The 11,017-nt window shown below is 64.7% G+C and carries 16 protein-coding genes and 1 tRNA gene; 5 read left to right on the top strand and 12 right to left on the bottom strand.

The annotated features are described in order from the left end of the window. From proB to WAZ62_RS12740, 7 genes are all read right to left on the bottom strand, one after another. Positions 1 to 920 (bottom strand): glutamate 5-kinase (gene proB / locus WAZ62_RS12770; RefSeq protein WP_422643927.1); only part of this gene is annotated, 920 nt, incomplete at its 3' end. 52 nt (positions 921 to 972) lie between these two features. Then, entirely contained in the window at positions 973 to 2,037 is a 1,065-nt protein-coding gene (gene obgE, locus WAZ62_RS12765) for a GTPase ObgE (protein ID WP_422643926.1), read from the bottom strand. Positions 2,038 to 2,157: 120 nt separating this feature from the next. Then, positions 2,158 to 2,427 carry a 50S ribosomal protein L27 gene (gene rpmA / locus WAZ62_RS12760; protein ID WP_422643925.1) on the bottom strand — a complete coding sequence of 90 codons (270 nt, stop codon included), beginning with the start codon at positions 2,425 to 2,427 and terminating at the stop codon, positions 2,158 to 2,160. Positions 2,428 to 2,457: 30 nt separating this feature from the next. Then, positions 2,458 to 2,772, bottom strand: coding sequence for a 50S ribosomal protein L21 (gene rplU / locus WAZ62_RS12755; protein ID WP_109904742.1), 315 nt, complete (start codon positions 2,770 to 2,772; stop codon positions 2,458 to 2,460). 152 nt (positions 2,773 to 2,924) lie between these two features. Beyond that, on the bottom strand, positions 2,925 to 3,314 hold the full coding sequence (locus WAZ62_RS12750) for a hypothetical protein (protein ID WP_422643924.1): 390 nt from the start codon (positions 3,312 to 3,314) through the stop codon (positions 2,925 to 2,927). A 95-nt stretch (positions 3,315 to 3,409) separates the two neighbouring features. Continuing rightward, positions 3,410 to 4,093, bottom strand: a complete 684-nt coding sequence (locus tag WAZ62_RS12745; RefSeq protein ID WP_422643928.1) for an FRG domain-containing protein — start codon at positions 4,091 to 4,093, stop codon at positions 3,410 to 3,412. 127 nt (positions 4,094 to 4,220) lie between these two features. Beyond that, positions 4,221 to 4,523, bottom strand: coding sequence for a DUF2293 domain-containing protein (locus tag WAZ62_RS12740; RefSeq protein ID WP_422643923.1), 303 nt, complete (start codon positions 4,521 to 4,523; stop codon positions 4,221 to 4,223). A 100-nt stretch (positions 4,524 to 4,623) separates the two neighbouring features. Here WAZ62_RS12740 and WAZ62_RS12735 point away from each other — a divergent pair. Next, a tRNA-Ser gene (locus tag WAZ62_RS12735) sits at positions 4,624 to 4,713 on the top strand. Between the two features lie 243 nt (positions 4,714 to 4,956). On the opposite strand, the gene WAZ62_RS12730 is transcribed toward WAZ62_RS12735, so the two are convergent. Further along, positions 4,957 to 5,700, bottom strand: coding sequence for an SDR family NAD(P)-dependent oxidoreductase (locus WAZ62_RS12730; RefSeq protein WP_422643922.1), 744 nt, complete (start codon positions 5,698 to 5,700; stop codon positions 4,957 to 4,959). A gap of 90 nt (positions 5,701 to 5,790) precedes the next feature. Here WAZ62_RS12730 and WAZ62_RS12725 point away from each other — a divergent pair, with 90 nt between their 5' ends. Beyond that, positions 5,791 to 6,345 (top strand): TetR/AcrR family transcriptional regulator, encoded by a 555-nt coding sequence (locus WAZ62_RS12725; RefSeq protein ID WP_422643921.1) that lies wholly within the window; start codon positions 5,791 to 5,793, stop codon positions 6,343 to 6,345. Here the strand turns inward: WAZ62_RS12725 and WAZ62_RS12720 are convergent. Both WAZ62_RS12720 and WAZ62_RS12715 read right to left on the bottom strand, forming a co-directional pair. Further along, a complete protein-coding gene (locus WAZ62_RS12720; RefSeq protein WP_422643920.1) occupies positions 6,303 to 6,560 on the bottom strand; it encodes an EVE domain-containing protein in 258 nt (85 codons plus the stop codon). The two genes, WAZ62_RS12725 and WAZ62_RS12720, sit on opposite strands and share 43 nt — an antisense overlap. Beyond that, positions 6,557 to 6,919 carry a VOC family protein gene (locus tag WAZ62_RS12715; RefSeq protein ID WP_422643919.1) on the bottom strand — a complete coding sequence of 121 codons (363 nt, stop codon included), beginning with the start codon at positions 6,917 to 6,919 and terminating at the stop codon, positions 6,557 to 6,559. Before WAZ62_RS12715 ends, WAZ62_RS12720 begins: the two co-directional genes overlap by 4 nt. A gap of 67 nt (positions 6,920 to 6,986) precedes the next feature. Here WAZ62_RS12715 and WAZ62_RS12710 point away from each other — a divergent pair, with 67 nt between their 5' ends. Further along, positions 6,987 to 7,415 carry a MarR family winged helix-turn-helix transcriptional regulator gene (locus WAZ62_RS12710; RefSeq protein WP_422643918.1) on the top strand — a complete coding sequence of 143 codons (429 nt, stop codon included), beginning with the start codon at positions 6,987 to 6,989 and terminating at the stop codon, positions 7,413 to 7,415. Between the two features lie 28 nt (positions 7,416 to 7,443). Here WAZ62_RS12710 and WAZ62_RS12705 read toward each other — a convergent pair whose 3' ends face one another. Continuing rightward, positions 7,444 to 8,349: an SDR family oxidoreductase gene (locus WAZ62_RS12705; RefSeq protein ID WP_422643917.1), complete on the bottom strand. Its 906-nt coding sequence runs from the start codon at positions 8,347 to 8,349 to the stop codon at positions 7,444 to 7,446. A 92-nt stretch (positions 8,350 to 8,441) separates the two neighbouring features. Then, positions 8,442 to 9,182, bottom strand: coding sequence for an SDR family oxidoreductase (locus WAZ62_RS12700; RefSeq protein WP_422643916.1), 741 nt, complete (start codon positions 9,180 to 9,182; stop codon positions 8,442 to 8,444). A 173-nt stretch (positions 9,183 to 9,355) separates the two neighbouring features. On the opposite strand from WAZ62_RS12700, the gene WAZ62_RS12695 reads away from it, so the two are divergent. Together WAZ62_RS12695 and WAZ62_RS12690 are read left to right on the top strand one after the other, a co-directional pair. After that, the gene (locus WAZ62_RS12695; RefSeq protein WP_422643915.1) at positions 9,356 to 10,258 is read left to right on the top strand and encodes a LysR family transcriptional regulator; all 903 of its coding nucleotides are present in this window, start codon (positions 9,356 to 9,358) and stop codon (positions 10,256 to 10,258) included. A gap of 148 nt (positions 10,259 to 10,406) precedes the next feature. After that, positions 10,407 to 11,017: VIT1/CCC1 transporter family protein (locus WAZ62_RS12690; protein ID WP_422643914.1), on the top strand; the 611-nt coding region annotated here is incomplete at its 3' end.

Genomic DNA, 11,017 nt, shown 5'->3' with positions numbered 1-11,017 from the left:
CCCTGGGCGAGGGCCCGGGCCGCGCCCTCGTCGACCACCAGCCGGCCCTTGGGGCCGAGGCTGCCGCCGATCCACATCTTGCGCGCCTGGCGCGGGCTGCGGTCGGCCAGGAACCAGGTGCAGTTGGCGCCATTCTCCAGCGCCGAGATCGGCCGCTCGACCTCGCCGGCGCAGATCACCATGGAACAGCCGGCGGCCAGCGCGACGCGCGCCGCCTCGACCTTGGTGATCATGCCGCCGGTGCCGACGCCGGAAACCGGCTCGCCCGCCATCGCCTCGATCTCGGGCGTGATGCCTGTCACCATATCGAGGCGCCGCGCGGTCGGATCGGTTTTCGGATTGGCGGTATAGAGACCGTCGATATCCGACAGGAGGATCAGGCAGTCGGCGGTGGCAAGCTCCGCCACCCGCGCCGCCAGCCGGTCGTTGTCGCCATAGCGGATTTCCGAGGTGGCGACGGTGTCGTTCTCGTTGATCACGGGAACGGCGCCGAGGCGGAGCAGGGTCGCCATGGTACTGCGACCGTTCAGGTAGCGCCGCCGGCTCTCCGTATCGTCGAGGGTGAGCAGGACCTGCGCCGTGGTCAGGCCATGGTCGCCCAGCACATCCTGCCAGGCGTGGGTCAGGCGGATCTGGCCAACGGCGGCGGCCGCCTGTTTCTCCTCGAGCTTCAGCACACCCTTGGGCAGGTCCAGATGGCGCCGGCCGAGGGCGATCGCACCCGACGAGACGATGACGACATCCTGGCCGCGCGCCTTGAGCGCGGCGATATCGGCGGCGACGCCTTCCAGCCATTGCCGGCGCAGCTTGCCGCTGGCCTGATCGACCAGCAGGGCCGAGCCGATCTTGATGACGATGCGCCCCGCCGCCCGCAGGCGGTCGCGGCTGGAAAGGGAAGTGGTGGTATCAAGGATGCTCATGACGCGGCCCCGGAGACGGGATGACGGAAAGGGTTTCAGTCCTGTCCGTGCCTCACGGTCGCCACACCTCCGGCTTGCCGGGGACATGGTCGGGCCGGGCTTCCAGGGCATCCTGGGCGCGCTGTTCGTGGATGGGAGCGATCGCGACCCGCAGCAGATCGGTGATGCCCTGGCCGGTCTGGCCGGAAATCACATGGATCGCCTTGCGGGATTTCCGGGCGGAGCGGGCGATGGCGCCGGCCTTGGCCTCGATCTCCTCAGGGGAAAGGGCGTCGCATTTGTTGAGGGCGATGATCTCGGGCTTCTCGATCAGGCCTTCGCCGTAGTGGCGCAGCTCGCGCCTGATCATGCGATAGGCCGCCTGCGGGTCTTCCTGCGTGCCATCGACGAGATGGATGAGGACGTTGCAGCGCTCGACATGGGCGAGGAACTGGGCGCCGAGACCGATGCCTTCCGACGCGCCTTCGATCAGGCCCGGCAGGTCGGCCAGCACGAATTCGTCGCCATCGACCGCGACGACGCCCAGCTGGGGCTTCAGCGTGGTGAAGGGGTAATCGGCGATCTTGGGCCGGGCGCGCGAGGTCGCGGCGAGGAAGGTCGACTTGCCGGCATTGGGCAGGCCGATCAGCCCGGCGTCGGCGATCAGCTTCAGGCGCAGGATGACGGTCATCTCGATCCCGGGCTGACCGGGATTGGCGTGACGCGGCGCCTGATTGGCCGGGCCCTTGAAATGGGCATTGCCGAAGCCGCCGTTGCCGCCCTTGGCCAGGACGACGCGCTCGCCCGCCTTGGTGAAATCGTAGAGGATCTCTTCCTCGTTCTCGTCGAGGATCTGGGTGCCCATGGGCACCTTCAGCACGATGTCGGCGCCGGCGCCGCCATGGCGGTCCTTGCCCATGCCGTGGACACCGGTGCCGGCCTTGAAATGCTGCTGATAGCGGTAGTCGAGCAGGGTGTTCAGGTTCTGCACGCATTCCAGGACGACATCGCCGCCCCGGCCGCCGTCACCGCCGTCCGGGCCGCCGAACTCGATGAATTTCTCGCGCCGGAACGAGACGCAGCCGGCGCCGCCGCTGCCGCTCTTCACATAGATCTTGGCGTAATCGAGGAATTTCATCTTGGGATGCCTGAATGGGGTGCGGGCCGAAACGGCAACGGGCCCGGCGTTGTCACGCCGGACCCGTCAATTCCCGCTTGATCGCCGCGGGTCCTTGCGGGCCGCGGCAGGCGCGGCAGATTACTCCGCCGCCACCGGGAGTTCGTCGACCGAGACGTAGGTCCGGCCCAGCTTGCCGACGGCAAACTTCACCTTGCCGACGACCAGCGCGAAAATGGTGTGGTCCTTGCCCAGGCCGACATTGGTGCCGGGATGGAACTTGGTGCCACGCTGACGGATGATGATGTTGCCGGGGATCACGGCTTCGCCACCGAACTTCTTGACCCCGAGGCGACGGCCGTCGGAATCGCGACCGTTACGGGACGAGCCGCCTGCTTTTTTATGAGCCATGGTTTGCTCCTATCTCTCGTAACCGCGCGATCAGGCGACGGCGATGCTGGTGATCTTCAGGACGGTGAGGTCCTGGCGATGGCCGTTCTTGCGGCGCGAATTCTGGCGGCGACGCTTCTTGAAGACGATCAGCTTGGGGCCGCGGGCCTGGCCGACGATCTCGGCGGTGACCGTGGCACCGGCGACCGTGGGCGCGCCGATGGTGACATTCTCGCCCTCGCCGACCATCAGAACCTGGTCCAGCGACAGGGAGGCACCGGCTTCGCCTTCGAGGCGTTCGACGGTGATGACTTCGTTCTCGACGACCTTGTACTGCTTGCCGCCGGTCTTGATAACCGCAAACATTCGACCCAGTCCTTCTTGCACAGGCTATTCCGCCTGCTACCGTCTTACGCGGCAGGGGCCCGACTGGAGCCCATAAATTAAAACCACGGCGGGCACACACCCACCGCGAGAGCGCGCACTATAGCGATGACGAAGTGGGAGTCAACGCTTGTTCAGTGGGCCTTGGACAGCACGTCGAAGTCTTCGGTTTGGAACAGCGCTCGCTCGACGAGGATATGATTGTCGTCGTCGATGGTGCCGGTGAAAACGGCCGGGATCGTGTCGGACAGGACGATTGGATCGCGACGCGACGCGTCGGGCGCGGGCACGAAGTTAAACACCACATGCACATTGGCCTTGGCGATGAAGCGCTTGCCGTCGTCTGAAATCACGACATAGACCGGCTCGATCACGCGTGTTTCCGTGCGGCTGGAAAGCGTATCGATCTTTTCCCTCCAGTCCGGCAGGCTGGACATCTGTCCGATATCGGTGACCGTCCGCCACACCATCGACTCGACGTCGATCGTTCCCGCCGTATGGCGCAAGGCACTGTTCTTCGACATGCGATTGATGGCCTTTCGCTGCGACAGGCGCGGATCCGAACACAGCGATCGAACGGACCATGTTCGGATCGACCTTGCCTGGACGGGTGCCGCGATCAGGTGGGGCCGACTTCGTAGCGCCAGCGCAGAGTATTGCACAGCGCGTCAAGATCACAATAGATCGCGGCCCTGTCGATCCCGATATAGTGCAGGCGGCGTTGAAAGAAAGGCTTCACCGCGCTCGGAATTTCGAAAGTATCTGGCGACGCCGCGGGGTGCCAAGTCTGGAAGGGGTCGCGATGGATGGTGAAATAGCCCCGCTGCGCCGAAAGCCGGGGCGCCGCGATGGAGGGCGAGAGCATCGCGACGTGGTCGCCGATGGCGAAGGGATCTGTCTCCGAATGCGTAGCATCGATCTGCGGGACGCCGATCTTAGACAGGGCGATGATTTCACCGGAAGAATCCCGGGACTCCGGCGATGGTTCTATCGCGAAATAGCAGGCGACCAGGGGGTTGCTCGTCCAGTCCAGCAATCGGGTCGGCAGGCCGTGGTGCTGCGCCAGTGCCAACCAGGCCCAGTCGTCCTTGGGCCTGCCATCGTCGAAAAGATGGCTGAGCCGGCGGAATTCGAGGAACAGCGACCGCTCTGCCTGTGCGAGCGCGCTGCGCACCTCGTCGCCTCCGGCTAACCCTTCGATTTCCAGTCGCCGTTCTATGACCTTCCCTCGACCGATAGACGGCCTCAATTCGTATGCCTTGTTCGAATGGCCCCGGAATAGCCACCTATCACCACTGTGCACGTCAACCCATTCAAGAAACCGGCGCCAATACTGCGCGGCTTCAATCCTGGCTGCTCTCGAAGGGTCGGGCACGTTTTTCCCTGATGGATTGTGTTGAAGGGAAGTAAACCAACCGCGCGTCCGAGCTTCAATCGGAAATTCCGGCCGATGGCGGCTTCGGGCAACCCCATTGCAAGAGCACCGCCGCGACCGCCTCCTCGGTGAAATGCCGGGCCGCTTCCCGGCCCCAGCCCTCGGCCAGCAATCCATCATAATCGGTGAAGCCGTGACGGGCATAGGCGACGAGGGCGGCCCAGGCGGCCAGGGGCGCCGGGGCGTCCCGCATCTGGCGCGAACCCAGCGCCCGGTCGATGACCGCCGCCCGATCCTTCGCCGGCAGGGCCGGAGCCTCGATGTCCAGCGCCCGCCCGATCGCCTCCGTCCGCTTCACCCGCGTCTCCCCGCCGTGTCCGTGACCAGCATAAAAAAACCCTTTGCAAGCGGCAGCGTCCTCGGCTATCTCTCCCCGCCTTGACGACCCGATGTCTCGCGGAGAGGTGCCAGAGTGGTCGATCGGGGCGGTCTCGAAAACCGTTGTACCTTCGCGGGTACCGTGGGTTCGAATCCCACCCTCTCCGCCACATTGGTCAACATTGCCCGTTGGGCGATAAATTGACCGCCGATAGCCCGATATTGCCATGAATTACCGCATGACACCGTGCGGTATGGCCACGCTGTCGCTCGCCATTCGTAATTTGTATGTCTGAAAATGGACTGCAAGCTGAAGTTCCGCTGCCAGGGCACCGCCACGAAGCTCCGGCTTTTATGAGGGAGTTTCGCGGCGAAACCGCTTGAAGGTTTCAGGGCGTCACAAGACTGATTTTTCAGACTGCCACGAAGCCGCCATCGACAAATAGCTCCTCGCCGCCGACGAAGCTGCTTTCGTCCGATGCCAGAAACAGAACCGCCTTGGCGATCTCTTCGGTCCGGGCGAGCCTGCCGAACGGAATGGTTTGCTGCATCCATTCTTCAGCACCTGCATTGTTTTGAAGATAGGTCCGCATTGCCGGTGTCAGGACCATGCCGGGTGAAACGACGTTCACACGAATGCCCTGGCTTTTCAGATCGGTCGTCCATGTTCGCGCGAAGGAGCGGATCGCTGCCTTTGTCGCGCTATAGATGGAAAGATTGGCGAAGCCCTTGCTGCCCGCGCCCGATCCGGTCAACACGACAGCGCCACCGGCAGACATCAGCGGTAGAGCCTTTTGCACGGTGAAGACCATGCCCTTCACGTTGATGCCGAAGACGCGGTCGAAATGATCTTCTTCAATGGCGCCGATCGGGGCGGATTCGGACACGCCGGCATTGGCGAAGACCACGTCCACGCGGCCGTGATCGCGCTTTACGACTGCATAGAGCCTGTCGAGGTCCGCGAGATTGCTGACATCGCCTTGAACGCCAACGGCGCCATTGCCGATTTCCTTCAGCGCCTCGTCCAGGCGTTGTTGCCGGCGTCCCGTGACATACACATGGGCACCTTCCGCCGCGAACAACCTGGCTGTTGTCAGGCCTATGCCGTCCGTTCCGCCCGTGATCACCACGACCTTGTCCTCAAATTGCTTCGTCATGTCATGCGCTCGCTTTCACGGCATATGGAGGATTGCTCCACTTACTATATGGAGATATCCTCCACTTACAAGCCGTGACGAGGCAGATTTTTGGCTGACGAAACCCCATTGCGAGCCGATGCGCAGCTCAACAAGGCGCGAATCCTTGCGGCAGCGGAAGACGTCTTTCGGGAACGAGGCGCTGGCGCGTCGTTGGACGAGGTCGCAAAACGCGCAGGGGTGGGGATCGGGACATTGTATCGGCGCTTTCCGACGCGGGAAGACCTCCTGGCCGCGACGTATAGCGCCCGATTCCTGGCCTTTGCTGAGACGAGCCGTGCCAGAGCCGTTGATCTTGCCCCCGCGAACGCCTTGCGCGCCTACCTTGAAGAACTCGTCGAATATGCGAATGTTTATCGAGGTTTCGCGGCGTCTCTCGGGACGGTTCTACAGATTGGAACGCCAGGATGCCTCGCAACCAGCAAGGAGGGTGCGCGGCTTTTGCATACCGCGCAGGAGGCGGGAGCTATTCGACCCGATATCAGATTCGACGACATAGTCTGCATAGCGACCGCGATATCACTCGCCACCGAGCAAGACAGTTCACCAAAAGCGCATATCGCTCATTTGGTCGCCATCTTTATGAATGGGCTCGTTGAGCGCTGAAACCCCCGCCGTGACGGCTGTCGGCGCAAACCTGCCACCAAATGCACGATATCGCCGCCAGACGCCGCCGCTGGCGAATAATAGATCACGCCATCTCCAGCCGACAGTTTTCGGACCAACGCGCCCCGGCCATGGCGGAACTGGCAAAACCCGCCAGCCTCCGCTGCCTTGACATGCTCGCGGCTCGCGACGCCGATCCAGTAGCGCGTCGTCATGCGGCATGAGCCGTGATCGTATAGCCAAACGGATCGCGAAACGCGAAGTGCCGGCCGAACAGGCCGTCCTTCGGCGGGAAGGCGATGGCTATTCCCGCCGCCTTCAGTTCCTCATGCAGCGCATCGGCGTCATCGCAGCCGAACCACAGGGCGACGCCCCAACCCAGCTTCCCCTGAGCCGCTTCCAGATCCACCAAGGGCTTTCTGACCGCGAAAGGAGCCGGCCTGCTGTCGAAGACGATCGCCTCGGGCGTCTCTCGCAGCACGGGCAGGCCCAGCCGGTCTCCGTAGAACGCCTTGGCGGCCTGAAGGTCTTCGGTCTGGATGGCAATGAAATCGGGGCCGATCAGTCGGGGCATGGTAGCCTCCTCGGTGCGAAATGTTAATATCAGGCACCTGATATAATATAAGGCGACTGACATTGCAATGACCAAGGATATGACCCCGCTTCTGGGATACCGGCTGAAGCTGGCGCAGCACGCCTTGCACCGCCGCCTGGAGGAGGCATTGAAACCGCTCGGGCTCAATCCCGCCCAATACGCGGTCCTGGCCGAACTGAACGCGAGGCCGGACCAAACCAATGCGGACCTCGCCGAGCGGGCTTTCATCACCCCGCAATCGATGCAGGGCGTTCTGGCGAAACTGGAAGAATCAAGGCTGGTGGAGCGGCGACAGGATGTCCGTCACGGTCGCCGTCAGCTGGCACGCTTGACGCCCGAGGGGCATGTGAAGGCCGAGGCCGCGAATGCCGAGGTGATGCGGGTCGAGGCGGTGCTGGAGGCCGCGGTCCATCCGGATGCCATTCAAGATGCCGTCGATCTGATGGAGCGGCTTCGCAGCGCCCTGTGCAAATAGGACAGGCGCCACCCGTCACCCGTTTCGTTCAGCCTGTGACGGCGGGTCGGAGCAGGTTCTCGAGACCGATGCTGCGATAGATCTCGCGGCGCATCCGATCGGCGACGCCGTTGACGATCTCCGCCCCGTCCTGTGACGGATCGACATGGACGCGGAACGGGCGCCCGCCGAACGGCAGATTCACGACCCGGACGATCTCGCGCGCGACCTCGGCCGGATCGGCGTCGGCGGGTTCCTGGGCGGCGAGTCCCTTCAACGCCTTGTCGGCGATGCCGGCATAGGGCCCTTGTTCATATTCGGCGGCGCGATCCTTGTCGGCGGGTGAACCGGCGTGAGCGAAATGGTTGGTGCCCTTGGTGAAGGCGCCGGGCACCATGATGGTGGTCTCGATCCCCCACAGCGCCAATTCGGCCGCATAGGAAACCGCCAGCGCATCCATCGCCGCCTTGGCGGCAAAATAGGGCGCGAGAAACGGCGGCGTGCCGCCCCGCGTCGAGGACGAGCCGACCCAGAGCATCAGTCCCTGGCCCTGACGGCGCAGAAAGGGCAGCGCGGCGCGATTGACCCGCTGGGCGCCCAAGACGTTGACATCATACTGCTGAATATATTGATCCGGGGTGAAGGCTTCGGCGGGGCCGAACACCATGTGACCGGCATTGTGCACGATGACGTCGAGGCGCCCGGCCTCGTTCAGGATCCGGGCGATGGCCCCTTCGGCCGAGGCTTCGGACTGGACATCCAGTTCGGCGGTGCGCAGATCGACCCCTTCCGACCTGGCCCAGTTGTTGGCGACTTCGGCGACACGAGGGGCATTGCGGCCCTCGGTCTCGCGCATGGTGGCGTAGACGATGTGGCCGGCCTGAGCCAGCGCCCTGGCGGTCATCAAGCCAAAGCCCGATGATGCGCCGGTGACGAGGATGACATGTCTGGACATGGGATGCGCCTTGGCTGAATGGCCCCGCTGGATGACGCGGGGCCGGAGTCCACGAAAATGAACCGGTCTTGAGCGGTGTCTGGCGCGCGGGATCAGATGATCCCGCCGTTGGCCCGCAGGGTCTGGCCATTGATCCAGGCGCCATCCGGTCCGGCGAGGAAGGCCACGGCGGCGGCGATATCCTCGGGCTGGCCCAGGCGCTCCAGCGGCGCCAGCCTGGTCAGATGATCGATCACCGCCTGCGGCTTGCCGTCGAGAAACAGCTTCGTCGCCGTCGGTCCGGGCGCGATGGCATTGACCGTGATGTTGCGGCCGCGCAACTCCTTGGCGAGCACGCTGGTCATCGCCTCGACGGCAGCCTTCGTCGCGGCGTAGACGCCGTAGGTCGGCTGCAGCAGGCCCACCACGCTGGACGAGATGTTGATGATGCGGCCACCGTCCCGCAGGCGGCGCGCGGCTTCGCGCAGCGTGTTGAACGATCCCTTCAGGTTGATCGCGACCTGACGGTCGAACAGGGCGTCGTCGCTCTCGGCGATGGTCGCCAACTGCATGACGCCGGCATTGTTCACCAGGACGTCCACGCCGCCAAAGGCCGCTTCGGCCCTGTCGAACATCCGCGCTACGGCGGTCGCGTCGGCGATATCGGCCTTGGCGGCGAAGGCGCGGCCGCCGGCCGCCTCGATCTTCGTCACCAGGGCCTCCGCCGGTTCGGCCTTCGAGGCATAGTTGACGACGATGGTGAAGCCGTCCCTGGCCAGGCGCGCCGAAACGGCGGCGCCGATACCACCGGCGGCGCCGGTGACGATGGCGACCTTGTTGGGGGGAATGGTCATGATCTTTCTCCTTGTCTGGCGACTGCCGCTTGGCGGTGGCTGGTGAGGAGAAGATGGGCCTATCCACGAGGCGGATAATCATGCCTTCATCGGCATCACTATTCGAATACGCGAATAATGCGCGCGCCCTTCAGCCGTGAGACGCCCTGCGCGAAGCGAAAAGGAAAACAGGAATGGATCGTTTCGATGCCATGCGCGTGTTTGTCCGTATCGTCGAGCGGCGCAGCTTCACCCATGCGGCCGAGGATCTGGGCCTGCCCCGGTCCTCTGTCACCGATGCGGTGAAGGGGCTGGAGGCCCGCCTGGGCGTGCGGCTGTTGCAACGGACCACGCGCGCCGTCAGCCCCACCCTCGACGGCGAGGCCTATTATCGCCGCTGCATCGATCTGATCTCGGATCTGGAGGATGCCGAGGCGGGGTTCACGGGCGTGAAGCCTTCCGGCCTGGTGCGGATCGATGTGCATGGCACCCAGGCACGCCACTTCCTGCTGCCGGGCCTGCCGCGTTTCCTCGAGACCTATCCCGACATTCGCCTGCATATCGGCGAGGCACATCAGGCCATGGACATGGTGCGCGAAGGCTTCGACTGCATGTTGCGGGCCGGTGAGCTGACGGTCGACAGCGGCTTGATCCGGCGCCGGCTGGCGACCCTGCGGCGCGGCACCTTCGCCAGTCCCGGCTATATCCGCCGCTTCGGCCTGCCCCGGACGCCGGACGATCTGGAACGCGGGGGTCACCAAATGGTTGGCTTCTACGCCCCCGATGCGCCGGAAATCGCGCCGCTCAACTTCACCATCGACGGAAAGCAGCGACGAATGGTCCTGCCCGCCGTCGTCACGGTGACGGGGCCGGAAACGAATGTCGCCTCGGCCTGTGTGGGGCTGGGCTTGATTCAGGTGCCGCACTACCGCGTGGCGGCGGACGTCGCGGCCGGTGCGCTGGTCGAGGTGCTGGCCGACTATCCGCCGACGCCGCTGCCGGTGCATGTGCTTTACTCGCACACACGCCATCTCTCGCCGCGCCTTCGCGCCGTCATCGACTGGATGGTCGAACAGTTCCGCGACCGGGCGGAATGACCGCGCACGGGAGGCGATTCGGTGGGCGCTGCCGTGCCGCCGGGCTTGATGACTGGCTATGGGCCAGCAGTTGGCGCCTTGCGCGCCGCCGCCCCGGGGCGGCATTCTGCTTCACTTGCCGCATATGGCGGCACGAAGGGAAAACACGGTGTCACGGTATCGCCGCCACAAGGAAAGCCATCTCGTCTCGCGTATCGGCTGGCTGCGGGCGGCGGTGCTGGGCGCCAATGACGGCATCGTCTCGACCGCCAGCCTGATCGTCGGTGTCGCGGCCGCGTCCGTCGCCACGTCCGAAGTGCTGATCACCGGCATCGCCGGTCTGGTCGCCGGGGCCATGTCGATGGCCGCCGGGGAATATGTCTCGGTCAGTTCGCAAGCCGACACGGAAAAGGCCGATCTTTCCCGCGAAAAGGCGGAGCTGGAGGCCCAGCCGGCGCTCGAGCTGGAAGAACTGGCCCGCATCTACATGGCGCGCGGCGTCGATACCGAACTGGCGCACCGGGTCGCGGCCGAGTTGATGGCCAAGGATGCGCTGGGCGCCCATGCCAAGGACGAATTGGGGATTTCCGAAGTGACCACCGCCCGGCCGATCCAGGCGGCGCTGGCCTCGGCCGCGACCTTCTCGGTCGGGGCGGCCATGCCGCTGGCCATGGTGCTGGTCATGCCGCGCGGCCTGCTGGTCACCGGGGTTTCGGTCGCCTCGCTCGGATTTCTGGCCTTGCTCGGCGCCATCGGGGCGCGGGCCGGCGGGGCCGGGGT

Origin of the sequence: Zavarzinia sp. (genome assembly GCF_049306435.1) — a bacterium.
Lineage (GTDB): Bacteria > Pseudomonadota > Alphaproteobacteria > Zavarziniales > Zavarziniaceae > Zavarzinia.
This window is presented reverse-complemented; position numbering and strand designations above follow the sequence as displayed.